This is a genomic window from Amycolatopsis nigrescens CSC17Ta-90 (assembly GCF_000384315.1).
GTDB lineage: Bacteria > Actinomycetota > Actinomycetes > Mycobacteriales > Pseudonocardiaceae > Amycolatopsis > Amycolatopsis nigrescens.
Genome location: NZ_ARVW01000001.1, coordinates 9,086,751 through 9,111,009 on the forward strand (window position 1 = coordinate 9,086,751; position 24,259 = coordinate 9,111,009).

At 70.7% G+C, this 24,259-nt stretch carries 24 protein-coding genes; 14 read left to right on the top strand and 10 right to left on the bottom strand.

Annotation, left to right across the window (positions count from 1 at the left end; all coding sequences use genetic code 11):
• The first annotated feature begins 31 nt into the window (after positions 1 to 31).
• The 6 genes from AMYNI_RS46915 (at position 32) to AMYNI_RS0143065 (ending at position 5,807) form a co-directional block, all read left to right on the top strand.
• Positions 32 to 820 carry a ParA family protein gene (locus AMYNI_RS46915; RefSeq protein WP_157357750.1) on the top strand — a complete coding sequence of 263 codons (789 nt, stop codon included), beginning with the start codon at positions 32 to 34 and terminating at the stop codon, positions 818 to 820.
• A 10-nt stretch (positions 821 to 830) separates the two neighbouring features.
• Complete coding sequence (locus tag AMYNI_RS46920; protein WP_020674357.1) at positions 831 to 1,760, top strand: ParA family protein; 930 nt, start codon at positions 831 to 833, stop codon at positions 1,758 to 1,760.
• A gap of 14 nt (positions 1,761 to 1,774) precedes the next feature.
• Positions 1,775 to 2,581, top strand: coding sequence for a DNA-formamidopyrimidine glycosylase family protein (locus AMYNI_RS0143050; RefSeq protein WP_020674358.1), 807 nt, complete (start codon positions 1,775 to 1,777; stop codon positions 2,579 to 2,581).
• Positions 2,582 to 2,709: 128 nt separating this feature from the next.
• Positions 2,710 to 3,741: an adenosine deaminase gene (gene add, locus AMYNI_RS0143055; protein WP_020674359.1), complete on the top strand. Its 1,032-nt coding sequence runs from the start codon at positions 2,710 to 2,712 to the stop codon at positions 3,739 to 3,741.
• A gap of 371 nt (positions 3,742 to 4,112) precedes the next feature.
• Entirely contained in the window at positions 4,113 to 4,697 is a 585-nt protein-coding gene (locus tag AMYNI_RS0143060; protein ID WP_026361629.1) for a GNAT family N-acetyltransferase, read from the top strand.
• Positions 4,698 to 4,727: 30 nt separating this feature from the next.
• The gene (locus AMYNI_RS0143065; protein WP_020674361.1) at positions 4,728 to 5,807 is read left to right on the top strand and encodes a quinone-dependent dihydroorotate dehydrogenase; all 1,080 of its coding nucleotides are present in this window, start codon (positions 4,728 to 4,730) and stop codon (positions 5,805 to 5,807) included.
• An 84-nt stretch (positions 5,808 to 5,891) separates the two neighbouring features.
• Here the strand turns inward: AMYNI_RS0143065 and atzF are convergent, their stop codons facing one another.
• The 7 genes from atzF to rimO form a co-directional block, all read right to left on the bottom strand.
• Positions 5,892 to 7,622, bottom strand: a complete 1,731-nt coding sequence (gene atzF / locus AMYNI_RS0143070; RefSeq protein ID WP_020674362.1) for an allophanate hydrolase — start codon at positions 7,620 to 7,622, stop codon at positions 5,892 to 5,894.
• Between the two features lie 23 nt (positions 7,623 to 7,645).
• Positions 7,646 to 8,638, bottom strand: coding sequence for a phage shock envelope stress response protein PspM (gene pspM / locus AMYNI_RS0143075; RefSeq protein WP_020674363.1), 993 nt, complete (start codon positions 8,636 to 8,638; stop codon positions 7,646 to 7,648).
• Positions 8,639 to 8,676: 38 nt separating this feature from the next.
• Positions 8,677 to 9,534 (bottom strand): PspA/IM30 family protein, encoded by an 858-nt coding sequence (locus tag AMYNI_RS0143080; protein ID WP_020674364.1) that lies wholly within the window; start codon positions 9,532 to 9,534, stop codon positions 8,677 to 8,679.
• 281 nt (positions 9,535 to 9,815) lie between these two features.
• Entirely contained in the window at positions 9,816 to 10,256 is a 441-nt protein-coding gene (locus tag AMYNI_RS0143085; protein ID WP_020674365.1) for a helix-turn-helix domain-containing protein, read from the bottom strand.
• Between the two features lie 100 nt (positions 10,257 to 10,356).
• A complete protein-coding gene (locus AMYNI_RS0143090) occupies positions 10,357 to 10,827 on the bottom strand; it encodes a CinA family protein (protein WP_020674366.1) in 471 nt (156 codons plus the stop codon).
• An 8-nt stretch (positions 10,828 to 10,835) separates the two neighbouring features.
• The gene (gene pgsA / locus AMYNI_RS0143095; RefSeq protein ID WP_020674367.1) at positions 10,836 to 11,474 is read right to left on the bottom strand and encodes a CDP-diacylglycerol--glycerol-3-phosphate 3-phosphatidyltransferase; all 639 of its coding nucleotides are present in this window, start codon (positions 11,472 to 11,474) and stop codon (positions 10,836 to 10,838) included.
• Positions 11,471 to 12,913, bottom strand: a complete 1,443-nt coding sequence (gene rimO / locus AMYNI_RS0143100; protein WP_040406296.1) for a 30S ribosomal protein S12 methylthiotransferase RimO — start codon at positions 12,911 to 12,913, stop codon at positions 11,471 to 11,473. The genes pgsA and rimO overlap by 4 nt, the downstream gene beginning before the upstream one ends.
• A 71-nt stretch (positions 12,914 to 12,984) precedes the next feature.
• Between rimO and AMYNI_RS0143105 the strand changes: the two genes are divergently transcribed.
• Positions 12,985 to 13,506, top strand: coding sequence for an amino-acid N-acetyltransferase (locus AMYNI_RS0143105; protein ID WP_020674369.1), 522 nt, complete (start codon positions 12,985 to 12,987; stop codon positions 13,504 to 13,506).
• 6 nt (positions 13,507 to 13,512) lie between these two features.
• On the opposite strand, the gene AMYNI_RS49505 is transcribed toward AMYNI_RS0143105, so the two are convergent.
• Positions 13,513 to 14,346: a hypothetical protein gene (locus tag AMYNI_RS49505; protein ID WP_157357754.1), complete on the bottom strand. Its 834-nt coding sequence runs from the start codon at positions 14,344 to 14,346 to the stop codon at positions 13,513 to 13,515.
• Between the two features lie 197 nt (positions 14,347 to 14,543).
• Here AMYNI_RS49505 and AMYNI_RS0143115 point away from each other — a divergent pair, with 197 nt between their 5' ends.
• Positions 14,544 to 14,978, top strand: coding sequence for a phospholipase (locus AMYNI_RS0143115; protein WP_020674371.1), 435 nt, complete (start codon positions 14,544 to 14,546; stop codon positions 14,976 to 14,978).
• A 66-nt stretch (positions 14,979 to 15,044) separates the two neighbouring features.
• Here the strand turns inward: AMYNI_RS0143115 and AMYNI_RS0143120 are convergent, their stop codons facing one another.
• Entirely contained in the window at positions 15,045 to 17,567 is a 2,523-nt protein-coding gene (locus AMYNI_RS0143120; protein WP_020674372.1) for an FtsK/SpoIIIE family DNA translocase, read from the bottom strand.
• Between the two features lie 120 nt (positions 17,568 to 17,687).
• Between AMYNI_RS0143120 and AMYNI_RS0143125 the strand changes: the two genes are divergently transcribed.
• The 3 genes from AMYNI_RS0143125 to AMYNI_RS0143135 all read left to right on the top strand — a co-directional run bounded on the left by AMYNI_RS0143125 (position 17,688) and on the right by AMYNI_RS0143135 (position 20,207).
• Positions 17,688 to 18,500 (top strand): lysophospholipid acyltransferase family protein, encoded by an 813-nt coding sequence (locus AMYNI_RS0143125; RefSeq protein WP_020674373.1) that lies wholly within the window; start codon positions 17,688 to 17,690, stop codon positions 18,498 to 18,500.
• A 66-nt stretch (positions 18,501 to 18,566) separates the two neighbouring features.
• Entirely contained in the window at positions 18,567 to 19,178 is a 612-nt protein-coding gene (wrbA, locus tag AMYNI_RS0143130; RefSeq protein ID WP_020674374.1) for an NAD(P)H:quinone oxidoreductase, read from the top strand.
• Positions 19,179 to 19,220: 42 nt separating this feature from the next.
• A complete protein-coding gene (locus AMYNI_RS0143135; RefSeq protein ID WP_020674375.1) occupies positions 19,221 to 20,207 on the top strand; it encodes an EamA family transporter in 987 nt (328 codons plus the stop codon).
• On the opposite strand, the gene AMYNI_RS0143140 is transcribed toward AMYNI_RS0143135, so the two are convergent.
• A complete protein-coding gene (locus AMYNI_RS0143140; protein WP_020674376.1) occupies positions 20,194 to 20,784 on the bottom strand; it encodes a DUF305 domain-containing protein in 591 nt (196 codons plus the stop codon). The two genes, AMYNI_RS0143135 and AMYNI_RS0143140, sit on opposite strands and share 14 nt — an antisense overlap.
• Before the next feature lie 133 nt (positions 20,785 to 20,917).
• On the opposite strand from AMYNI_RS0143140, the gene AMYNI_RS0143145 reads away from it, so the two are divergent.
• The 3 genes from AMYNI_RS0143145 to AMYNI_RS0143155 form a co-directional block, all read left to right on the top strand.
• Entirely contained in the window at positions 20,918 to 22,291 is a 1,374-nt protein-coding gene (locus AMYNI_RS0143145; RefSeq protein ID WP_020674377.1) for an amino acid permease, read from the top strand.
• 12 nt (positions 22,292 to 22,303) lie between these two features.
• On the top strand, positions 22,304 to 23,755 hold the full coding sequence (locus AMYNI_RS46925) for a glycoside hydrolase family 30 protein (protein WP_020674378.1): 1,452 nt from the start codon (positions 22,304 to 22,306) through the stop codon (positions 23,753 to 23,755).
• A gap of 51 nt (positions 23,756 to 23,806) precedes the next feature.
• The coding region (locus AMYNI_RS0143155; protein ID WP_169515813.1) for a recombinase family protein at positions 23,807 to 24,259 on the top strand (453 nt) is incomplete at its 3' end.

Here is a 24,259-nt window from a genome sequence, read left to right on the forward strand (position 1 = left end):
GAGCGCGCACCTCAGCACTTAGGCTCCGATCGTGCGTACAGTCGCTGTGCTCAGCCTCAAGGGCGGCGTCGGCAAGACCACCGTCGCGCTCGGGCTCGCCTCCGCGGCGCTGGACCGCGGCCTGCGCACGCTGGTCGTCGACCTCGACCCGCAGTGCAACGCCACCGCCGCGCTGGACCCGCCGCCCACCCGCGGCACACTCGCCGACGTGCTCGCCTCCCCGCGCCGTTCCGTGCTGAACGCGGCGATCACGCGCAGCGGCTGGGGCGAGGGGGTGGACGTGCTGGTCGGTTCCGAGGACACCGAGTCGCTCAACGATCCCGCGCCCGGTTCGCGGCGGCTCGGCAGGCTCGCCGCCGGGCTCACCGAGCTGCACCGGCTCATCGATCACGGGCAGCTGCCCTATCGGCTGGTGCTGCTGGACTGCCCGCCCTCGCTCGGCAGGCTCACCAGGTCGGCGCTGGTCGCCGCGGACGGCGCCCTGCTGGTCACCGAGCCCGCCCTGTTCGCGGTGTCCGGGGTGCAGCGCGCTTCGGAGGCGGTCGAGGCCGAACGGGCCGAACACAACGCGCGGCTGCGCTCGCTGGGCGTGGTGGTGAATCGGGTGAAGCCGCGCTCCAAGGAGCACGAGTTCCGGGTCGCCGAGCTGCGCCAGACCTTCGGCGAACTGGTGCTGGAGCCCGCCCTGCCGGACCGGGTCGCCGTGCAGCAGGCCCAGGGCGCCTGCGCTCCGGTGCATCGGCTGAGGTCACCGGGCGCCCGCGAGCTCGCTGGGGCGTTCGACACCTTGCTGGCGAACACCACCGGCACCAGCCCGTAGGCTGTGTCGAGTGCACACGGTCGCCGTACTGAGCCTCAAGGGTGGTGTCGGCAAAACGACGGTTGCGCTCGGTATCGCCTCGGCTGCGTTGCGTAGGGGAACGCGGACCCTGGTCGCCGATCTCGACCCGCAGGGCAACGCCACCGCCTCACTGGACCCGCCGTACACCGACGCCACCCTGGCCGAGGTGCTGGAGACGCCGCATCGCGCGGTGCTGCAGCGCGCCATCGCGCCCAGCGTGTGGAGCGACGAGCTGGACGTCCTGGTCGGCTCGGAGGAGCTGGAGCAGCTCAACGAGCCGGGTCCGGACGGGCGCCGCCTGGAGAACCTGTCCAGGGCGCTCGACGAGCTCTACCGCTCGCCCACTCGCGGCGAGCCCTACGAGCTGGTGGTGCTGGACTGCCCGCCCTCGCTCGGCAGGCTGACCAAGTCCGCGCTGGTCGCCGCGGACAGCGCGATCCTGGTCACCGAGCCGACCATGTACGCGGTGGCGGGCGCGCAGCGGGCGCTGGAGGCGATCCAGCAGGTCCGCGACGAGCACAACCCCGACCTGAAAGCGATCGGCGTGCTGGTGAACCGCCTCCGGGTCCGCTCCCACGAGCACCAGTTCCGGATCGCCGAGCTGCGCGAGTCCTTCGGGCACCTGGTGATGCCGACCGCGATCCCGGACCGGCTGGCCATCCAGCAGGCCCAGGGCGCCTGCAGCCCGATCCACGAGTGGAACTCGCCGGGGGCGCAGGAGATCGCGCTGACCTTCAACATGGTGCTGGCCAAGATCCTGCGGTCCAACCGGGCCGGGCGGCACCGCGTGCTGGACGCCGGGCAGCGGCACGGCGAAGACGAGAACGTGTCCGGGGAGATCACCGCCGCGCCGGAGAACTCGGAGACCGAGGTCGAAACCACCGGGCCGATCCCCCGGGTGCGTTCGGCGAACTCCTAAAGGCCCGGCGGCCGATGCCCGAAGGCGACACGGTCTTCCTGGCCGGCAAGCAGCTGGACAAGGCGCTCGCGGGCCGGACGCTGCTGCGGGGTGAGTTCCGTCACCCCGCGTTGGCCACGGTCGATCTCGCCGGCCGGGACGTGCTCGGCGTGCGCACCGTGGGCAAGCACCTGTTCACCCGGTTCTCCGGCGATCTGAGCCTGCACAGCCATCTGCGGATGGACGGTTCGTGGCAGGTCTACCCGCCCGGCGCCCGGTGGCGGCTGCCCGCCCAGCACGCCAGGGTCGTGCTGGTGAACCCGGCCGCGCAGGCGATCGGGTTTCGCGTGCACGACCTGAAGTTGCTGCCCACCGGCGAAGAACACGGCCTGGTCGGGCACCTCGGCCCAGACCTGCTGGATCCACAGTGGACGGACGAGCACGCGGCCGCCGCCGCGGCCGCGCTGGCCGCCGAACCGGCGCGGGAGCTCGGACTCGCCCTGCTGGACCAGCGGATCATGGCCGGTATCGGCAACCTGTACAAGATCGAGATGTGTTTCCTGCTCGGTGTCTCCCCGTGGACCCCGGTGTCCGGAGTGGATCCGGCGAAGGTGGTCGCGCTCGGTCGCAAACTGTTGCTGGCCAACGCATGGCGCTACGAGCAGAGCACCACCGGCGAGCTCGCGCGCGGCCGCCGCAACTGGGTCTACGAACGCACCCGGCAGGGCTGCTTCCGCTGCGGCGGGCCGGTGACCGTCGCCAGGCAGGGACACGACACCCACGCCCGGCCCACCTGGTTCTGCCCCCGCTGTCAGCCTGGACCTTCGCCGCTGGACGGGTAAAGTGTGCGGGGTGACGACGTACAAGCTTCCGCTGTACGGCCAGGATCGCGAACGCGGCGACCTCGCTCCCTAGGACCCGCGCCTTTTTCGCGTGGTCCTCATTCCCCCTATTTCCGGGAGCTTTCGTCATGTCCGAGTTCGAGCGCGCGGAGCTGCGCGCCTTCATCCAGGCACTGCCCAAGGCCGAGCTGCACGTCCACCTCGTCGGCTCCGCCGGTATCGACACCGTGTTGGCGCTGGCCAAGCGCCGCCCGGAGGCCGGGGTGCCCACCGACCGCGAGGAACTGGCGCGGTTCTTCACCTTCCGCGACTTCTCGCACTTCCTCACCGTCTACTGGGCGGTCGGCTCGATGGTGCGCGACCGCCACGACGTGCACACCCTGGTCACCGGGCTGGCCAAGGACCTGGCCGGCCAGAACGCGCGCTACGCCGAGGTCACCGTGACCCCGTACAACCACCTGCTGGACGGCCTGCCCGGCGACGAACTGCTCGAAGGGCTGGCCACCGGCCGGGCAGCCGCGGCCGCCGAGCACGGCGTGGAACTCGCCTGGTGCTTCGACATCCCTGGCGAAAAGGGAGTCGAAGCCGGCCGGGAAACCCTGCTGTTCGCGCTGCGCGAACGCCCCGACGGGCTGGTGTCCTTCGGCCTCGGCGGCCCGGAGGTCGGCGTGGGGCGCGCCCAGTTCGAGCCGTTCTTCACCGCGGCCCGCGAAGCCGGGCTGCACAGCGTGCCGCACGCCGGCGAGACCAGCGGGCCCGCCACCATCTGGTCCGCCCTGCACGACCTCGGCGCGGAGCGGATCGGGCACGGCACCAGCTGTGCCGCGGACCCCAGGCTGCTCGCCCATCTGGCCGAGCACCGGATCCCAGTGGAGGTCTGCCCCACCTCGAACCTGCGCACCCGGCAGGTGGAATCCCTTGCCTCGCACCCGGTCCGGCGCATGCTGGACCACGGGGTGACGGTGACGCTGAACACGGACGACCCGCCCATGTTCGGCGCGACGCTGAACGGCGAATACCTCGGAGTGGCCGAGACACTCGGCCTGCGACCGGCCGAAATCGCCCAGCTGGCGCGCAATGCGGTACAGGCCGCTTTCCTGCCCGCGCAACGCAAAAGCGACCTGCTCGCGGAGATCGACGCGCTCGTCACAACCGGCTGAGCGGAAAACCTTGTTGCCGGGTACCGATCTGTTCGCCTAGCGTTGCGGTTACACGAGAAGGGAGGTGGTCCGAAGTTGATTGACACTAGGACTCGTGAGGTGACTGTCCGCTAACGGACAGCACGCGAAAGGACCCAACGCAGGAGTTGCTTCCGACCACCTGTCGGCTCGTCTCCTGTCCAGCGTGTTTGCCTGATAGCGAATACCAGGCAGTCACCGGACCCCCGATGTTCCCCGGCACCAGTCCGGCCAGGGCCCGAACGGCTGACGACGTTCGGGAGGCGCATCGGGGGTCACCCTTTTCCACGAACTTTCCCCCGAGGGCACGAAAATCGGTGCGCAGCAAGGTCACCCCGGATACGCTCCAGCACGTGCTACGGCCCGAATATCCCCTTCGCACCTCGAGGCTGGTTCTCCGGCCGTTCCGCCCCGGCGACTTCGAAGAGCTCTACGCCTTGCAGTCCCGCCCGGATGTGGCGCGGTATCTCTACTGGCAGCCGAGGTCCCGCGCGCAGACCAGGGAGGCGCTGGCAAGGCGGATCGAGCAGAGCACCCTCGAGCGGGAGGGCGACGTGCTCGGCGTGGCGGTCGAACTGGCCGGGACCCAACGGCTGATCGGCGAGCTCAACCTGGAGTGGCACAGCGCCGAGCACGGCCGGGGCGAGATCGGCTTCATCTTCCATCCCGACCACCAGGGCAAGGGCTACGCCGCCGAAGCCGCCGTCGAACTGCTGCGGCTCGGTTTCGACCAGCTCGGCCTGCACCGGATCATCGGCCGCTGCGACGCGCGGAACACCCCGTCGGCGGCGCTGATGGAAGGGCTCGGCATGCGCCGCGAAGCGCATCTCCGGGAGAACGAGATCGTCAAGGGCGAGTGGGCCGACGAGTTCGTCTACGCCATGCTCGCCGCGGACTGGCAGCGGCGCGACGGCCACCAGGGCAAACCGGCGCGCTAGCGCCCGGCGGGCATCAGGCAGCATGTAGCCGTGCTCTTCGACAAGGTGGCCCGGCCCGCGATGTACCGGCTGGCCAAGAACGACCCGGAAGTGGTGCACGAACGCACCGTCGCCGCGCTCGGCAGGCTCAGCACGCTGTCGCGCCCACTGTCCGTGCTGCGCCGGTACTACGGCACCGACGACCCGGTGACGGTGTTCGGGCTGCGGTTCCCGAACCGGGTCGGCCTCGCCGCGGGCATGGACAAGGACGGCCGCGCGCTGCACGCCTGGCGGGCACTGGGTTTCGGGTTCGTCGAGGCCGGCACGGTGACCAGGCTGGCGCAGCCGGGCAACCCGAAGCCGCGGCTGTTCGACCTGCCGGACAGCGAGGCCGTGATCAACCGGATGGGCTTCAACAACGCCGGCGCCGACGCGCTCGCCGAACGGCTCGTCACCAGGGGCAGGCCGCCGATCCCGCTGGGCATCAGCATCGGCAAGTCCAAGGCCGCCGCACTGGAGGACGCGGTCGCCGACTACCAGGCGTCGCTGCGCTCGCTGTACCCGCACGCGGACTACTTCGCGATCAACGTCAGCTCGCCCAACACTCCCGGCCTGCGCGCGCTGCAGGACCGGTCCGCGCTCGGCGAGCTGCTGGCCGAGCTGCGCGACACCTCCCGTGCCCTCGCCGGGAAAGCTGGCAGGGCGCCCACTCCCCTGCTGGTGAAGGTCGCCCCCGACCTGTCCGAGGACGCGCTCGCCGAGCTGCTGGAGGTGTGCGGCGAGTACGACGTGGCCGGCCTGATCGCCACCAACACCACCCTCGCCAGGAACGGACTGGCCGGCACCGACGAGCACCTCGCCGGGGAGACCGGCGGGCTGTCCGGCGCTCCGCTGGCCGCGCGCGCCCGCGAGGTGGTGCGGTTCGTGCACGAGCGGACCGAGGGGAAGCTGCCGATCATCGGCGTCGGCGGGGTGCTCAGCGCCTCCGACGCCCAGCGGCTGCTCGACGCCGGCGCGAGCCTGGTCCAGCTCTACACCGGTTTCGCCCTGCACGGTCCCGGCCTGGTCCGGCGGGTCGGCCGCGGCCTCGCCGACCCGCACCGCCCCGGCTCCCAACCACGCTGGCCCTGACGGCGGCCCGGCCCGTACAAGCCCAATGTGACGTTTGGCTCGTTCTAGTGGCCGAACGTCACGTTGGGCGGGTCGCGGCCGGAGCTATTCGGTGGAGCCGGTGGCGCTGAGGTAGCCGAGGTAGGCGCGCCAGCCGCCGTGGCCGGTGATGTCCATGGCCGCCGCAGCGGCCACCGAGTCGCACTGGAAGCCGATCACGGTGTCCCCGTCGGCGAGTTCGATCGCGCCCATGCTCATCGGCGCGCGCAGCCGGGCCAGGAACCGGCCGAGCCCGGCGGGGGCGATCCGCCAGCGTTCCCCGACCAGCGAGGAACCATCGGCGGCCCGCAGCACACCGGGCACCGGCGGCGCGCTCGGCAGCGCAACCATCCGGTACTGCTCGGCGGTCCTCGCTTCGCCGAGGAACCGCGCACCCAGCTCGACCAGCTGCCCGTTCAGCGGCTGGCCGCGCAGCCGCGCGCCGAACACGATCAGGTCGATTCCCGGTGCGGGATAAGGATGTGCGGCCTGTTCACCGGTGAGCAGGGCGGCCACGTCGATGGCGATCTGGTCGTCGAACGCGCGGGTCAGCACGGTCACCCCGAACGGGCCGCCGTCCGCGGTGCCCGCCGGTACCGCGACCGCGGCGAGGTCGAGCGGGTTGGCGAAGCTCGCGTAACCACCGGTGCGCTTGGGCACGCCGACCGGGTCCGCTTCGACCTCGGCGATCGACGGATGCCCGGCGGCGGTGGGCACCAGCAACGCGTCGAAGGGGGCCAGCGCGGCGGCGGTTTCGGCCCGCAACTCGTCGAGCCGGGCCTGGTCCGCGGAAAGCCGGTGCGCGGGCAGCTCACCGGCGGCGAGGATGATGCCGGCGACCACCGGGTCCACCTGGTCGCGATGCCGCTCGATGAACTCGCCGACCGCCGCGTACCGCTCGGCCACCAGCGCGCCGTCGTAGAGCAGCGCGCCGGCGGCCAGGAACGGCCGCAGGTCCACCGTTGCGACCACCACTCCTGCCGCCCGCAAAGTGTCTACTGTGGACTGAAAGCGGCGGCGGGCGTCCGCGGACAGTGGAGCCAGCGCGGCATCGTCGGGCACGGCCAGCCGCGGCCGCTCCCCCGCGCTCAGCCGCACCGCCTCCGGCCAGCTCCGGCTCCGCGGGTCGGCACTGTCCTGGCCGGTCATCGCTTCGAGCGCGAGCTGGCCCTCGGCCAGTGTCCGCGCGAAAACGCTCAAGCAGTCGTAGGACGGTGAAGCCGGCACCACCCCGGTCTTCGGCATCAGCCCGAGGGTGGGCTTGAGCCCGACGATCCCGTTGAACGCGGCCGGCACCCGGCCGGATCCGGCGGTGTCGGTACCGACTGCGAGATCGGCGAAACCCAGCGCCACGGCGACCGCGGAACCCGCGCTGGACCCGCCGGCCACCCGGTCCGGCCGGCCCGCGGCACGGACCGGCGCCCCGGCGGTCCGAGTGCCGGCCAAGCCGGTGGCGAACTGGTCCATCGCGGTCTTGCCGAGCACCACGGCGCCGGCCGCGACCAGCCGCCGCACCGCGGTGGCGCTGGTTTCCGGCAGATAGCCGTAGGCGGGACAGCCCGCGGTGGTCACCATTCCGGCAACGTCCACATTGTCCTTGACCGCGAGCAGCGCGCCGGCCAGCGGCAGCCGCTCACCAGCTCGTGCCCGTGCCGCGACACCCTCCGCCTCGGCCAGCACTTCTTCTTGCGGGCGCAGGAAATTCCACACCTCGGGCCGGTCGGCCTCAGCAATCCGCCGGTACACGGCGGGCACCCGGCGCGGCAGCTCGTCCGGCGCGAACCGGGCAGTGTCCACTCGGTCCACTCGAGACGGCCGGTTCAGGAAAGTTCGCGCAGCGCGATGGCGAGACCGGCGAGCCGGTCGGTGGCGTCGGTGAGCGCTTCCTTGGAGGTCTGCACCCCGCCGCTGCTCGCGGCGACCGCGCGGCCGGCCGCGGCGACCAGGGTGCCGTAGCCCTCCAGGCCGTCGTCGAGCTGCTCGCGCAGGGTGCTGATGGCCGACTCCAGCGCGGTCCGCTCCCCTTCGGGCGCGGTGTTCTTTGCCCGCTCGATGGCCTGGATCCTGGCCGCCAGCCCGCGCAGCGCGGCCGCGGCCTCGGCGGCGGTCGCCTGCGCGTCCTCGACCGAGACCTCCGGCACCGCGGTAGTGCCCACCGAACTGGGCGTGGCCAGCTGCCGGAGCAGTTCGGCCAGCGACGCCTCGGACTCGGCGAGCCGTTCCATCGGCGCCCTCGCCGACGAGCTCGCCGGCGGCAACGGTGGTGGAGCGGCCGACGCCGCCGGCAGCTGGACCTTCTTCAGCTGGTGCAGCCGGGTACCCGAGCGCACCCCGAGCGCGCCGAACACCACGACCCCGGCGATCCCGGAGAACGCGCTGGTCAGCCCGGCTTCCATGCCGGCGAACCCGAGGAAGCCGGCGACCGCGTACAGCCCGAACAGGATGGTGAGCACGATCCACAGGGTCAGCGCCCTGGAGGTGCGCCGCTTACGGCGTTCCAGCTTGGCCGCGGGCTCGTTCCAGCGCTCCCACTTGGACCGCACCTCGGCGATCCCCGGCAGGTCCGCCGGCAAGGACACCCCGGCCGGCATCGGCATCCGGGGCCGGGCGGGCCGTTCCGGACTGGCCGGCACCGCGGGCGTCTCCGGCCGGTCCGATGCCTGACGCTGGTCGGCGGGCGGGAAGTAACGCTGCACCTTCGCCTGTGCCCGCTGCGCCTTCTCCTGTGCCCGCTGCGCGTAGTCGGGTAAGCGTTCGATGTGCTGTTCAAGCTTCTCGTTGAACTTGCTGAAATCCCGCTTACCCGACCCCATCGCGTGCCCCTCCGAATGAAACCCCGCCTGACTGGCGGCTAGGCCTGCTTCTTCTGCTGCTCGGCCTGGACGGCAGCCTGGATCTCCTTCTGGATGTCCGCGGAGGGCTGGGTCGCCGCGGCCGGGGCCGAGGAGCCAGCACTCGAGGACCCGTCGGTCACCTGAGCCACCGAGTCGCCCTTCATCGAAGCGCGGATCTGCTCGAGCCTGCTGTGCCCGGCCATCTGCGTGGTCGACTGCTGGACCTCCAGCATCCGGCCCTGCACCGAGTTCTCCGCCAGCTCCGCGGAGCCGAGCGCCGTCGTGTAGCGCTTTTCGATCTTCTCGCGCACCTCGTCCAGCGAGGGCGTGTTGCCCGGCGCGGCCAGCTCGGTCATCGAGTTCAGCGAAGCGGAGACCTTCTCCTGCATCTTGGCCTGCTCCAACTGCGAGAGCAGCTTGGTGCGCTCGGCCAGCTTCTGCTGCAGCATGCTGGAGTTGCGCTCGACGGCCTGCTTGGCCTTCGCCGCCGCCTGCAGCGACTGGTCGTGCAGCGTCTTCAGGTCCTCGATGCTCTGCTCGGCGGTGACCAGCTGGGCGGCGAAGCTCTCGGCCGCGGTCTCGAACTGCTGCGCCTTCGCCTCGTCACCCTTGCTGCGCGCGTCGTCGGCGAGCACCAGCGACTGCCGGGTGGAAGCCTGCAGCTTCTCCACCTCGCCGAGCTGACGGTTGAGCTTCATCTCCAGCTGCCGCTGGTTGCCGATCACCGAAGCGGCCTGCTGGGAGAGCGCCTGGTGGTTGCGCTGTGCCTCCTCGATGGCCTGCTGGATCTGCACCTTCGGGTCGGCATGCTCGTCAATCTTCGACGAGAACGCCGCCATCAGGTACTTCCAGAACTTCACGAAAGGGTTGGCCATCTCCTCCGCCTGCCTTCTTGCGTCCCACGGTCTTGTTGAGCCTGGGGCGTGAGTGTCGTCTCCCCTGACCGGAGTACCGCGGAAAGCACGGCGCATCCGGTCTGGTCACACAACGTCCCGACCCCGGCGTTGGGTTCCATCGTGTCAGGTTGACGCCCGCCGTTCCAGGCGACCCCGGGGTAATTCAGGGATGGCCCCGACCTGCCCCCTGTCCCGGTCCCCCTGGGGAACGACGAGGACCCCGGGCCGGAGCCCGGGGTCCTCGTGAACACTGGCTGTCATCAAGCTGCCACGGTCACCATTTTCGGCGAGCTGATGGTGGTGCGCAGGGCGGGCCCGAGCATGCCACCCGCCACCCTCAGGTCCGCGAGATCGTTGCCGATCACGCTGTTCACCAGGCGGCCGCCCTCGAACTCGCCGGTGCCCGACTCCGCCTTCGCCGGCTCCGGGACGGCGCGCTCGTCCACCGGCGCCACCTGGACGTTGTCCAGCGCGGAGACGTCCGCGGCCACGTTGTGCAGCAGTTCGCCCAAGGGCAGCTCGAGCGCCTCGCAGATGGACGCCAGCAGCTCGCTGGACGCTTCCTTCTGGCCGCGCTCCACCTCCGAGAGGTAACCGAGGCTCACTCTGGCGGCACGGGAGATGTCGCGCAGCGTGCGACGTTGGTTGGTGCGGGCATGACGGAGCCGATCACCGATCGCCTCACGCAACAGCACGGTCATCACGCGCCTCCCTTCCAGAACTCTTACCGACCACGTTACCGAGTCGACCCCCTGATCCGCAGGAGTTAACAGGTGCGTACGCCAAGGGCGAACGCGGAGATCAGCTCAAATGTTCCCCGAGCAGGTCCAACGCGGCGATCACCGAGGCCGCCCGCACCGCCGGACGGTCCCCGCTGAAAGTACTGGTCCGGACCGTGCGCACGCCAGCCCCGGCCAGGCCGATGTGCACGGTGCCGGGTGCCACGCCGTCCTGGCCGGCCGGCCCGGCCACCCCGGTCAGGCCGAGGCCCCAGTCCGCGCCGCACCGGTCCCGCGCGCCCTCCGCGAGCTGCGCCGCGACCTCGGGATGCACCGCGCCGTGCTCGGCGAGCAGTGCCGGGTCGACCCCGGCCAGTGCGGTCTTCAGCTCGGTGGCGTAGACGACCAGCCCGCCGCGCACCACGGCGCTGGCCCCCGGGACGGTGGTCAGGGTGGCGCAGACCAGGCCCGCGGTCAGCGACTCCGCGGTCGCCACCGTCTGGGCGAGCCGGGTCAGCGCGGAGACGACCTGCTCGGCCCGGCTCCCCGGCACCGGCTCGCTCACGGCCCGGAGGTGGCCCGCTTGCCGGCGGCCCGGAGCCGCAGCGCGCGCAGCACGTAGTCGATCCCGGTGACCACGGTCAGCACCACCGCGGCGCCCATCAGCACCCAGCGGACCGGTTCCACCTGCGGCGGCAGCGGCAGCAGGTAGGCGACGATCGCGGCGACCTGGGTCATCGTCTTCGCCTTGCCGCCGCGGCTGGCCGGGATCACGCCGTGCCGGATCACCCAGAACCGCAGCAGCGTGATGCCGATCTCGCGGACCGCGATCAGCGCGGTCACCCACCAGCCGAGCTCGCCGAGCAGGCTGAGCCCGACCAGCGCGGCGCCGATCAGCGCCTTGTCCGCGATCGGGTCGGCGATCTTGCCGAAGTCGGTGATCAGCCCGTACCGGCGGGCCACCCAGCCGTCGATCTGATCGGTCAGCGAAGCGATCGCGAACAGGGCGGTGGCCACCGAGCGCCACATCGTGTCGGTGCCGTCCCCGCTGAACAGCGCGATCACGAACAGCGGCACCATGGCCAGCCTGGACAGGGTCAGGAAGTTGGCGATGTTGAGCGTGGGCACCGGTGTCGGCGGCGGCGTGTGCGCTTCGTGCCCTTCGCCGGTTTCCGCTGAGCCGCTGGTCGCGGCACTCACCGTTCGGCGCCCGCGCTCGGGGTCACCGGCCGCACGATCAGGTCGACCCCGGCGGAGTCCACCACTTCGGCGCGGATCAGCTCGCCGACCTTGCACTCCCCCGCGTCGACGAGCACGCACTCGCCGTCCACCTCGGGCGCCTGGTGCGCCGCCCGGCCGGTCGGCTCGTCGCCCGTCTCCTCGACCAGCACGTCCACCAGCTCGCCGATCCGCTCCTCGGCGCGCTGCGAGGTCAGCTCCTCGACCAGCGACGAGATCCGGGCGACCCGCTCGGTGACCACGCTTTCGTCGAGCTTGCCCTCGAAGCTCTCCGCCTCGGTGCCGTCCTCGTCGGAGTAGCCGAACACGCCGACCGCGTCCAGCCTGGCCTCGGTGAGGAACCGGGCCAGCTCGTCCACGTCGGCCTCGGTCTCGCCGGGGAAGCCGACGATCACGTTGCTGCGGATGCCCGCCGACGGCGCGTGCTCGCGGATCTGCTCGATCAGCGCCAGGAACGACTCGGTGGACCCGAACCGCCGCATCCGGCGCAGCACGGCCTCGCTGGAGTGCTGGAAGGACATGTCGAAGTAGTCGGCCACCCCCGGCGTGCGGGCGATCGCCTGGACCAGCCCCGGCCTCGTCTCCGCGGGCTGCAGGTAGGAGACGCGAACGCGCTCGATGCCGTCCACCGCGGCCAGCTGCGGCAGCAGCAGCTCCAGCGCGCGGCCGCCGCCGTGCTCACGACCGAAGTCCTTGCCGTAGGAGGTGGAGTTCTCGCTGACCAGGAACAGCTCCTTGACCCCCTGGGTGGCCAGCCAGGCCGCCTCACCGAGGATCTCCTCCGGGGTGCGGGAAACGAACGAGCCGCGGAAGGACGGGATCGCGCAGAACGAGCAGCGCCGGTCGCAGCCGGAGGCGATCTTCAGCGCGGCCACCGGCGCGTCGTCCAGCCGGGTGCGCAGGACGCGCGGACCCCAGCCCTGCTGGGCGTGTCCCGGCACGGTGACCTCTGCCGAAGCGGCTGGCCGCTGCACCGGGCTGATCGGCAGCAGGGTGCGCCGGTCGGCGGGCACGTGCGACGCGACCTTCCCGCCGGCCACGATGTCACCGAGCCGCTCGGCCAGGTCCGGGTAGTGGTCGAAGCCCAGCACCGCGTCCGCCTCGGGCAGGCTCTCCGCCAGCTCCGCGCCGTAGCGCTCGGCCATGCAGCCCACCGCGACCACCTTGGCGCCGGTGTCGGCGGCGGCCAGCAGGGTGTCCACCGAGTCCTTTTTGGCCGACTCCACGAAACCGCAGGTGTTCACCACGATCACGTCCGAGCCCTCCGGCTCGGTGGCGAGCTCCCAGCCGCCGGCGGCCAGCCTGCCGGCCAGCTCCTCGGAGTCGACCTCGTTGCGGGCACAGCCCAGGGTCAGCAAGGAGACACGGCGGCCGGGTACGGCACTGGCGGGAGAAGACACGACGCTCAGGGTAGCTGGCGGGGTCACCTGCGGTGGGAAGCGAGGTCGCGGGCGGAGCTAAGTTGACTTGTGTGTCCCACACCGCGCCTCCCGCACCCGAGAACGTCCGCGTCCGTCGCGCCCGGATCGCGGACGTCCGCAAGATCAAGGCACTGGTCGACTCCGACGCCGGCCGGGTGCTGCTGGAGAAGGACCTGGTGACCCTCTACGAGAGCGTCCAGGAGTTCTGGGTGGCCGAGAAGGACGAGGAGCTGCTCGGCTGCGGGGCGCTGCACGTGCTCTGGGAGGACCTGGCCGAGATCCGCACGGTCGCGGTGAGCAAGTCGGCGCGCGGCGAGGGCATCGGGCACGCGCTGGTCGGCAGGCTAGTCGAGCTGGCGGTCGAACTCGGCCTGCGCCGGCTGTTCGTGCTGACCTTCGAGACCAGCTTCTTCGCGAAGCACGGTTTCGTGGAGATCGACGGCACGCCGGTGTCGCAGGAGGTCTACCAGGAAATGCGCCGTTCGCACGACACCGGGGTCGCCGAGTTCCTCGAACTGCCCTTCGCCAAGCCCAACATCCTCGGCAACAGCCGCATGCTGCTGGAGCTCTGACCGGGTTCAGCCCGGCTGGACGGCGTCCAGGATCCGCTTGAGCATCTCCTGGGTCGGCGCCCGGCAGGTCTGGCTGGTCCGGTCCTTGGTCTCGTTGGTCGGGTCCTTCGCGCCGGAGCGGTCCAGCTTCAGGGTCGCGTTGCCGTCCAGCACGGACAGCGGACACGAGGTCGGGTGGTCCCCCGGCAGGTCGAGCACCTGGCGGTCCCAGGCCGCGCGCTGGCCGACGCCGAGTCCCGGTGCCTCCTCATCCCCGTTGCGCACCCCGGCCTCGAACATGCCGGTCGCTTCCTCGGTACCGGTCGGGTACCCGCGCGGGTCGGTGAGGTGCACCCGCATCCGGAAGACGTAGTACTGGTCCGGCGAACCGTCGGTCCTGCTCTCGGACCGGAAGGTGCACTCCAGGTTGATCTCCGGATAGGTCGCGCCCTCGTTGGGGCCGCGGTTGCCCTGCTTCACCGGCGGCGCCCCGGGGACCGCGCCGGCCACGTCCTGACAGGTCGGCACGTCCGGGTACTTGTCCGGCGGCCCGGCGGGCGACGGCGGCGGAGCCGCACCCGGCGCGGACTGCTGGGCCTGCGGGTCGAGCGGGTTGGCGCTGTTCTTGTCGTTCTTGTCGTTCTTGTCGTCCCCGGGCAGCAGCACCACCGCGGCCACCACGCCGAGCACCACCACGACGGCGACACCGACGATCAGCGCGATCATCCCGGTGCTCGGCTTGCGCGGCGGTTGGGGTGGCTGGGGTGCGCCGAACCCCGGCGCCGGCGGATAACCCTGGCCGGGCCCGTACGGCTGCTGCGGTCGCGGTGGTTGCTGCGGATAAGGAGGCCCTGGCTGCACGGCAGGCAACCTACCTCGCCGGCCGTCCGGGCGAACACGGTTAGGCCGAATCGACGCACCCACGGCAGGTGGATATCGGCCGCAAACTGCAGTCGGGAAGAAATTCACCGACGTTACTACTATTGGGGGTACTGGCGGACTGCCGCGCGCCCAAAGCTGATCACACCCTGACGAACTGATCAGCGAGGGAGCCCATCATGACCACGACGACCCTGCGCCGCCGCGCCCAACGCCTCGTCGGTGCCGCCGCCGTGACCGCCACCCTGTTCACCGGGGCCGGCGTCGCGCAGGCCGAGAGCATCGAGTCGATCACCGACGACTACCTGTTCAGCAAGTCGCTGTCGGAGTTCAGCCAGATCCGGGACAGCAAGCCCTATCCGGACCAGCTGGACTGGTCGTCGGACGCCTGTTCCTGGTCGCCGGACAAGCCGGTCGGGTTCGACTTCAAGCCGGGCTGCCACCGCCACGACTTCGGTTACCGCAACTACAAGAAGCAGGGCCGGTTCAACGACACCAGCAAGAAGCGGATCGACGACAACTTCTACTCCGACCTCAAGGGCATCTGCGGCGGCAACAGCGCCTGCAACGGCACCGCCTGGGTCTACTACCAGGCCGTCCGCCAGTTCGGCTGACCGTCTCCCCAGCTCAACGGTCGTGAGTGGAAAGTGTTGTCCCGGCAACACTTTCCACTCACGACGTCAGTCTTCGTCGTCGGGGGGCGGGGAGTCACCGCCGCGGATCAGGTACAGCACGCTGTCCAGCTCTTCCGGCTTGATCAGCACGTCGCGGGCCTTGGAGCCTTCGGACGGGCCGACCACTCCCCTGCTCTCCAGCAGGTCCATCAGGCGGCCGGCCTTGGCGAACCCGACCCGGAGCTTGCGCTGCAGCATCGAGGTGGAGCCGAACTGCGAGGTGACGATCAGCTCCGCGGCCTGGAGCAGCACATCGAGATCGTCCCCGATATCCGAGTCGATCTCCTTCTTCTCCCCGGCCTTCTGCGCGGTGACCCCGTCCGCGTACTCGGGCTGCGCCTGGTCCTTGGTGAAGTTGACGATCGCGGAGATCTCGTCGTCGCCGACGAACGCGCCCTGGATCCGGACCGGCTTGCCCGCGCCCATCGGCAGGTACAGCGCGTCGCCCATGCCGATCAGCTTCTCGGCACCCGGCTGGTCCAGGATGACCCGCGAGTCGGTCAGCGAGGAGGTGGCGAACGCCAGCCGTGAGGGCACGTTGGTCTTGATCAGGCCGGTGACCACGTCCACCGAGGGCCGCTGGGTGGCCAGCACCAGGTGGATTCCGGCGGCGCGGGCCTTCTGGGTGATCCGCACGATCGCGTCCTCCACGTCGCGCGGCGCGGTCATCATCAGGTCGGCCAGCTCGTCCACGATGGCCATGATGTACGGGTACGGCCGGTACTCGCGCTCGCTGCCCGGCGGCGCGGAGATCTCCCCGGACTTGACCTTCTTGTTGAAGTCGTCGATGTGTCGCACCCGGTTGGCCTGCATGTCCTGATAGCGCTGCTCCATCTCCTCGACCAGCCAGGCCAGCGCGGCGGCCGCCTTCTTCGGCTGGGTGATGATGGGCGTGATCAGGTGCGGGATGCCCTCGTACGGCGTCAGCTCGACCATCTTCGGGTCGATCAGGATCATCCGGCATTCTTCCGGGGTCGCCCGCGCGAGCAGCGACACCAGCATCGAGTTGACGAAGCTGGACTTACCGGAACCGGTGGAACCGGCCACCAGCAGGTGCGGCATCTTGGTCAGGTTCGCGGTGACGAAATGGCCCTCGATGTCCTTGCCGAGGCCGATCACCATCGGGTGGTTGTCCTTGACCGCCTTGGGCGAACGCAGCACGTCGCCGAGCCGGACCATCTCGCGGTCCGAGTTCGGCACCTCGATGCCCACCGCGGACTTGCCAGGGATGGGCGCGAGCAGCCGCACGTTGTCGGTGGCCACCGCGTACGCGATGTTCTTGGTCAGCGCGGTGATCTTCTCCACCTTCACGCCGGGCCCGAGCTCCACCTCGTACCGGGTGACCGTGGGGCCCCGGGTAAACCCGGTGACCTGCGCGTCCACATTGAACTGCTCGAGCACGCCGGTGATCGCCTCGATCATCGCGTCGTTGGCCTTGCTGCGGGTCTTCGGCGCGTCGCCGAGCGTCAGCAGCTCCGCCGAAGGCAGCCGGTAGTCGCCCTCGACCGTGCGGGTGAGAGCGAGCGCGGTCTGCTCGGCCTTGCGCGGCTTCTGCTCGGGCACCTCCGCCGGCCGGACCTTCGGCGGCTTCGGCTTGGCCGGCGGCTCGGCCACCGGCTCCGGCGTGAGGGCTTCGGCGGCGTCCTCAGCCCCGGTACCGGCGCTGGCCTGGCGCCGGCGCGACGGCTTGCGCAGCCGCACCGAGGCGGGATCGGCCTCGGTGACCGCGTCCCGCTCGTCGGCGATCGCCTGCCGCTCGGCGGCCGCGGCCTCGCGTTCCTCCTCGGACAGTCCCCATTCCCGCAGCCGCTGCGGGATCTGCCGCACCGGCGTCCCGCTGAACACCAGCACCCCGTAGCCGAGCGCGAGGAACAGCAGCGGCACCGCGACCCAGCTGGTCACGCCCCTGGCCAGCAGGCCACCGACGAGGTAGCCGAAGAAGCCGCCGGCGTACATCTGGTCGTCGTGCGTTTCCGGCAGCCGGTTGAACAGGTGCAGCAGGCCGAGCAGGGACAGCACCACCAGCAACGTGCCGATCACCATCCGCGGCCGGGTTTCCGGTTGCGGCTCGGTGCGCATCAGCGCGATCGCGGCCACGAACAGGGCCAGCGGCAGGGTCACCGCACCAGCCCCGAACACCGTGCGCGCGCCGATCTGCACCCAGCCGCCGATCGGGCCCGCCGCCTGCCACCAGACCCCGGCGGCAGCGATCACCGCGACCGCGATCAGCGCCAGCGCCAGCCCGTCCCGGCGGTGCTCGGCCTCCAGCTCACGGCTTCGCCCGACCGTTCTGGCCAGCCCGCCGACCCCTTTGGCCAGCAGGTTCCAGCCGCCGCGGATACCGCGGCTGAACGTGTTGGAGGACTTGCGCCGCGAGCGGGCGGCCGGTTTGCGGGCGGGTGCCCTGGTGGCGCCGGAACGTGGCCTGGCGGTGCTGCGGCCCTTGCGCGCCGGCCCCTTGCCGCCGCTGCCACCACTGCCGCCGCTTTTCGCCGTGCCCCGTCTGGTTGTCGCCGACCCGCTAGCCATGGGTTCTACGGTAACCGCCGAGGACGTTTCGTCACATCTGCCACTCGCAGCACACCGGAAACATTTGTCACCCTGGCGCCTTCGGGAACCACCCGAACGGGCTCATGCGATGCTTTGCCCATGTTCGCGCTGCACCGGGATGAGAACTCGCCGACACGCCGGACGCCGGCGATCTGGCGGACCATGCTGAACATCGATCGCGGGCTGGTCAACGTGCTCGGCAGGCTCCGGGTGACCGGCAGAGTGCCCGCCGAGCTGCGGAAACGCCCACTGCTGATGACCGCCAACCACATCGGCGTGTTCGACGCCTTCGTGCTGATGGCGGCCTGCAAGCGGATCGGCATCAACCCGCGGTTCCTGCTGGCGGGCGGGCTGCTGGACGCCCCGGTGCTCGGTCCGGCGCTGCGCGCCAGCGGGCACCTGCGGATCGACCGCGGCAAGGCGGACGCGGTCGGCCAGTTCGCGCAGGCGGTGGAGGCGCTGCGGGACACCGCCGAGCCGATCATCGTGTACCCCGAGGGCCGGATCAGCCACGACCCCGGCCTGTGGCCCGAGCGCGGCAAGACCGGCGCGGCCAGGCTCGCGCTGGCCGCGAACGTGCCGGTGGTGCCGATCAGCCAGTGGGGCGCGCACGAGGCCGTCTACTGGGGCACGGAAAAGGTGAACGGCCCGGCGGACGTGCTGCCGCTGGTCCGGTCCGGGCTGACGTCGCCGGTGCGACGCCCGATCTTCCGGGTGCACTTCGGTGAGCCGGTCGACCTGTCCGGTGTCGAGCCGGAGCGGCCCGGCGCCGGGGTGCGGGCGCACGCGAAGATCATGCAGGCGATCACCGCCGGCCTCGTCCCGCTGCGGGCCGCCGAGCCGGACGTGCCGCGCTTCCACGACCCGACCCGCCCCACCGACACCGTCAGCCCCTGGCGCCCCGGCAAATAGCCGGCTTCTTGCCCTACCTGTCCGGATGGTGGGACGGGAGCGAGCGGGCGCCTAGAGTCGGGGCGCGTGAGCACCCGCATTCTCGTCGTGTACTACAGCGCCACCGGGAACACCGCGAAACTGGCCGCCGCACTGGCCGGGGGCGCGGCCGAGGCCGGTGCGGAGGTCCGGCTGCGCACGGTGGCCGAGACCGCCCCCGCCGAGGCGATCGCGAGCAACCCTCGCTGGCAGGCGCATGTGCACAGCGCACCGGCCGTGGAACTGGCCACTTTGGACGATCTGGAGTGGGCGGACGGGTTCGCCGCGGGCAGCCCGACCCGGTTCGGCGGTCCGGCCAGCCAGCTCAAGTCCTATTTGGACACCACCGGCGGCCTGTGGGCGAAGGGCAGGCTGGTGAACAAGGTGGCCACCTCGTTCACCACCTCCTCCACCGCGCACGGCGGGCTGGAGTCGACCGTGCTGGCCACCAACAACATCTTCTACCACTGGGGCGCGATCGTGCTGCCGCTCGGCTACACCGACCCGCACCTGATGGAGTCCGGCAACCCGTACGGCGGTTCCTTCGTGTCCAGGAAGTCGGCCGCGCCGGACGAGACCGCGCTGCGGGCGCTGCACCTTCAAGGTAACCGGCTCGCGCAGATCGCCGGTTATGTGGCGGCCGGCATCCGCGGCGGCTAAACCGAGTGCGCCCACCTGCCACGACGGCATACTGTCGAGGACGTGGCCACCGAAACCTCCGCCGGCGCACCACCGTTCGTCTCACATCGCGGACGCGGCACCGCGCTGATCGTCGCCGCTTCGTTCTGCTTCGGCAGCTCGGGGGTGCTCGGCAAGCCGGCGATGCTCGCCGGGCTCTCCCCGGAACAGGTGGCCGCGGTCCGGATCGGCCTGTCCGCGCTGGTGCTGCTGACCGGCGTCCTGCTGTTCCGGCCCGGCCTGCTGCGGGTGCGCAAGGGCGAGTGGCCGCTGCTGCTCGGGTTCGGCCTGCTCGGCGTGGCCGGGGTGCAGCTGTGCTACTTCATCTCCGCGTCCAGGCTGCCGGTCGGCATCGCGATCCTGCTGGAGTTCACCTCGCCGGTGCTGATCGCGCTCTGGGTCCGGTTCGGCCGCCGGACCAAACTGCCCGGACTGATGTGGTGCGGGATCGTGCTGGCCATGCTCGGCCTTGCCATGGTCGCCCAGGTCTGGGCTGGCCTGCGGCTGGACGCGCTCGGTCTGCTCGCCGGGCTCGGCGCCGCGGTCTGCTCGGCCGCCTACTTCCTGCTCGGCGAGCGCGGGGTGGCCACCAGGGACCCGATCGGCATGGTCACCTGGGGCATGCTGATCGGCGCGGTGGCGGTCTGCGCGGTGGCGCCGCCCTGGACGCTGCCGTCCGGCGTGCTGTCCGCGCCCGCGGAGTTCGGCCGGTGGCAGCCACCGGTGTGGGCGCTGCTGGTCGCGGTCGCGCTGGTGTCCACCGTGCTGGCCTACCTGATCGGCATCCTGGCCCTGCGGCATCTGCCGGCGGCGGTGGCGAGCGTGCTCGGCCTGCTCGAACCGCTGGTGGCCACCGGCGCCGCCTGGCTGCTGATCGGCGAGGCACTGACCTGGCCGCAGCTGGTGGGCGCCGCGGTGCTGCTGGGCGGCGCGCTGATCGTGCAGCTCAACTCGCCGGGCAAGCAGCAGTTGGGCGAGCCGCTGCCGCCGGCGCCGCTCAGCCGGTCCTGAGCTTTTCCAGCTCGGCGATCTCGGCCTGCTGCGCCATCAGCACCCGGCGGGCCAGGTCCACCGCCTCCGGGTTCACGCCCTCGGCGATCTGCTTGTTCGCCATCGACACCGAACCCTGGTGATGCTTGATCATCAGCTCCGCGAACAGCCGGTCGAACTCGGCGCCGGTCGCCGAACGCAGCCGGCCCACCTCGGTTTCGGAGAGCTTCCCCGTGGGGCTGCCGTGGTCGATGCCCGGGTCCTCCGGCGCGGGCTGGCCCCAGTTCTCCAGCAGCTTGGACAGCTCGGCCACCTGTGGCTCATCCGCCTCTTCGATCCGGGCGGCCACCGCCTTCACCCCGGGACCGACCGCCTGCGCGCCGGCATGGGCGGCGATTTCCAGCGCCTGCTGGTGATGCGGGATCAGCTGCGTCGCGAACGCCACGTCGACCGGGTTGAACCCGCTCACGCCCGGAGATGGGGGCGAAGCGTCCGGCACGGCCGCGCCAGGGGCGTCCGATCCCGCGCAGCCGGCCAGCATGAGAGCGGCCGCAGTGACCAGCACCCCGGAACTCAGCGTCGTGTTCTTGCGCACCATCGCGCTAGATTCGCAGAACGGACACCTCCGCCGGGCACGGGGGTACCCCTGCCGGCCGCCCCCTTTCGCGGACTCGCTCGCGATGTAAGAATCCCGCGATCTTGATCAACGGCGGGCACCCGGAGGGACCAGCATGGATAAAACCGGCGACGAGGTCACCGACACCCGTGGCCTGCGGCCGAACCTGCGCCAGCGGCACGTCCGGATGATCGCGCTGGGCGGGATCATCGGGGCCAGCCTGTTCATCGGCAGCGGCGCGGTGATCCAGACGGTCGGCCCGGCGGCCGTGCTGTCCTACGCGCTCGGCGGCCTGCTGGTCGTGCTGGTGATGCGGATGCTCGGCGAGATGGCCACCGCCTCCCCGAAACTGGGCTCGTTCATGGAGTACGCCAGGGAGTCCCTCGGCGGCTGGGCGGGCTTCACCATCGGGTGGTTGTACTGGTACTTCTGGGTCGGCGTAGTCGCGTTCGAGGCGGTCGCAGGGGCGGAGATCCTGGTGCAGTGGCTGCCCGCAGTCCCCCAATGGGTGTTTTCGCTGGGCCTGATGCTGCTGCTGACCGGGACCAACCTGGCGTCCGCGCGGTCTTTCGGCGAAACGGAGTTCTGGCTGGCCTCGATCAAGGTCGTCACCATCGTCATCTTCATGGTCGCCGGCACGCTGTTCGTGCTCGGGCTGTGGCCAGGCGCGTCCTTCTCGGTCGGCAACATCGGGCAGGACGGCTTCATCGCCAACGGTGGCTTCTCGGTGATCCACGGGGTGGTGATCGTGATCTTCTCCTACTTCGGCGCGGAGATCGTCACCATCGCGGCGGCCGAGTCCAGGGAACCGGAGAAGGCGGTGCAGAAGGCCACCGCGACCACGGTGTGGCGGGTGATCCTGTTCTACGTCGGCTCGATCGCGCTGATCGTGATGATCATCCCGTGGCGTGAAGTGCCCACCGAGACCAGCCCGTTCGCCGCCGCCTTCGGCAGGTTCGGCATCTCCGGGGCGGAGACGATCGTCAGCGCGGTGGTGCTCACCGCCGCGCTCTCCGTGTTGAACTCGGGCCTCTACACCGCGTCCAGGATGCTGTTCGCACTGCGGCGGCACGGCTGGGCGCCGTCCTGGGTCGCCGACACCAGCAAGCGCGGCGTGCCGTGGAAGGCGATCCTGCTGTCCACCCTGGTCGGCTATGTCGCGGTGGTGATGAGCTACGTCTCCCCCGACACGATCTTCTACTTCATCATCAACTCGGCGGGCGCGGTCGCGCTGTTCGTCTACGCCATCATCGCCGGCTCCCAGCTGCGGATGCGCCGCAAGCTCGAACTGGAGGCGCCGGAACGGCTGAAACTGCGGATGTGGGGCTATCCGTGGCTGAGCTGGCTGACCCTGGCCGGCACCCTGTTCGTGGTGGTCTCGATGGCCTTCGTGGAGGGCGCGCGCTCGCAGCTGCTGCTGAGCGTGATCAGCCTGGCCGCGATGCTGGCGATCTATTTCATACTGCGGGCGAGGAAGGTTCGCCCGTAACGTTCGTTGGCGATGCGCCGACGTCCACGGTTCCCGCTGCTCGCGCTCTGCGCACTGCTCACGGCTTCGGCGTGCTCGGACGCCCCAGACCCGGCAATGCCCGTGGCGTCCTGGGTGACCACCGCGGACGGCACGTCGCGTCTGACACCGCAGCCGCCGCTACGGCTGGAGCCAGTGGCGGCAGGCGACCGGCCGGTGCTCACCGTCCGGCCGGAAAACGGCCACCAGGTGATGCGCGGGTTCGGCGCGTCCTTCACCGACTCCGCCGCGACGCTGGTGCACTCGTCCCCGCGACGTGACGAGCTGATGGCGGCCTTGTTCGACCGCGAGCGCGGGATCGGGCTCGGCATGCTGCGGCAGCCGATGGGCTCGTCGGACTTCTCCAGCAGCTTCGGCAGCTACGACGACGTGCCGCCCGGCGAACACGACTGGCGGCTGGCGAAGTTCAACATCGACCGCGACCGGGCGCGGATCGTTCCGCTGCTGCGCCAGGCGTCCGCGCTGAACCCGCAGCTCGGCATCATCGCCACCCCGTGGAGCCCGCCGGCCTGGCTGAAGGACAACGACAGCCTGCTGGGCGGCAGCCTGTACGCCGCCGGATTCTCCACGTACGCCCAGTACTTCGTGCGCTTCCTGCTTGCCTACGCCGAAGCGGGCGTCCGGGTCGACGCGGTCACGCCGCAGAACGAGCCGGAGAACACCGCCGACCAGTACCCCAGTGCGCGGATGACGGCCGCCGCACAGGCCGCCTTCATCGGCAACGACCTCGGCCCCGCACTGGCCGCGGCCGGGCTCGGCGACACCGAAATCCTTGCCTACGACCACAACTGGAACGGACACGGCTACCCGGCACGGGTGCTCAGCGACGAGAAGGCCCGCAAGTACGTGCGCGGAATCGCGTTCCACTGCTACCGGGGAAACGCGGCAGATCAGCAGAAACTGCTCGCCCGCCATCCGGACGTGCCGGTGCACATCACCGAGTGCAGCGGCACCGAAAGCGGTCCGCGCGCGTTCTCGGACACCCTGCTGTGGCAGGCCGAGCACCTGCTGATCGACGGCGCCAGGAACCAGGCGTCCTCGATCCTCACCTGGAACGTCGCGCTCGACCCCGGCAACGGGCCGAGCTTCGGCCGCTGCGGGCACTGCACCGGCCTGGCCACCGTGGACCAGCGCACCGGGGAGATCGGCTACAACGCGGAGTACTACGTGCTCGGGCACGCCGCCAAGTTCGTCCGGCAGGGCGCGGTCCGGATCGACGTCGAGAACACCGACAGCAACGGTTCCTTGCACTCCACCGCTTTCCGCAATCCCGACGGGAGCGTGGCCGTGGTGGTGCTGAACCCCGGCGAGCGGCAGACCTTCGACCTCGCGGTGCACGACCGCCGCGCCACGGCCACCCTGCCGGCCCGGTCACTGGCCACCTACCTGCTCCCCGCCGACGTTTCCGCCGGTCAACGGTCGTGAGTGAAAAGTGTTGCCCCGGCCAGTACCTAATTGTTGACCTACGATGGTTGCATGGGTGCCAGTCACAAGGTTAGTGCAGGTCACGAGGGGCGTCGGCCCGTCTTGGACTCGTACGCGCGGTTGTCGCGTAACCAGGCGGGCAAGTTGGAGAAGTGCGAGACCCAGCATGCCGACAACGTGGAGGTGATCGAGGAACTGGGCGGCGTGCTCGGGGAGAAGATCTCCGATCCGAAGCTGTCGGCATGGAATCCGAAGGTTCACCGCCCGGGGTGGGAGTACCAGATGATGCGGGTTGCCTCCCGGGCGTGTGACGGGGTGGTGTTGTGGAACACCGACCGAGGGTGGCGGCAGTGCAGCGACCTTGAGGACATGTTCAAGCTGATCGAGGATTTCGACAGTTTCACCCTGGGCTCCTCGCACGGGTCGTACAACTTGGCGGACTACAACGACCGCCACCAGTTGCGGCAGGAAGTGGCGCACAACCAGCGCAACTCGGACGAGGCT

What these genes read in the sequence shown, in the direction of transcription:
- AMYNI_RS0143115 (WP_020674371.1), top strand. Translation starts at nt 14,544, where the DNA reads ATGACCACGACGACCCTGCGCCGCCGCGCCCAACGCCTCGTCGGTGCC.
- AMYNI_RS0143080 (WP_020674364.1), bottom strand. Translation starts at nt 9,534, where the DNA reads ATGGCCAACCCTTTCGTGAAGTTCTGGAAGTACCTGATGGCGGCGTTC.
- AMYNI_RS0143140 (WP_020674376.1), bottom strand. Translation starts at nt 20,784, where the DNA reads ATGGTGCGCAAGAACACGACGCTGAGTTCCGGGGTGCTGGTCACTGCG.
- AMYNI_RS0143145 (WP_020674377.1), top strand. Translation starts at nt 20,918, where the DNA reads ATGGATAAAACCGGCGACGAGGTCACCGACACCCGTGGCCTGCGGCCG.
- AMYNI_RS46925 (WP_020674378.1), top strand. Translation starts at nt 22,304, where the DNA reads ATGCGCCGACGTCCACGGTTCCCGCTGCTCGCGCTCTGCGCACTGCTC.
- AMYNI_RS0143085 (WP_020674365.1), bottom strand. Translation starts at nt 10,256, where the DNA reads ATGACCGTGCTGTTGCGTGAGGCGATCGGTGATCGGCTCCGTCATGCC.
- add (WP_020674359.1), top strand. Translation starts at nt 2,710, where the DNA reads ATGTCCGAGTTCGAGCGCGCGGAGCTGCGCGCCTTCATCCAGGCACTG.
- pspM (WP_020674363.1), bottom strand. Translation starts at nt 8,638, where the DNA reads ATGGGGTCGGGTAAGCGGGATTTCAGCAAGTTCAACGAGAAGCTTGAA.
- AMYNI_RS0143125 (WP_020674373.1), top strand. Translation starts at nt 17,688, where the DNA reads ATGTTCGCGCTGCACCGGGATGAGAACTCGCCGACACGCCGGACGCCG.
- AMYNI_RS0143050 (WP_020674358.1), top strand. Translation starts at nt 1,775, where the DNA reads ATGCCCGAAGGCGACACGGTCTTCCTGGCCGGCAAGCAGCTGGACAAG.
- AMYNI_RS0143120 (WP_020674372.1), bottom strand. Translation starts at nt 17,567, where the DNA reads ATGGCTAGCGGGTCGGCGACAACCAGACGGGGCACGGCGAAAAGCGGC.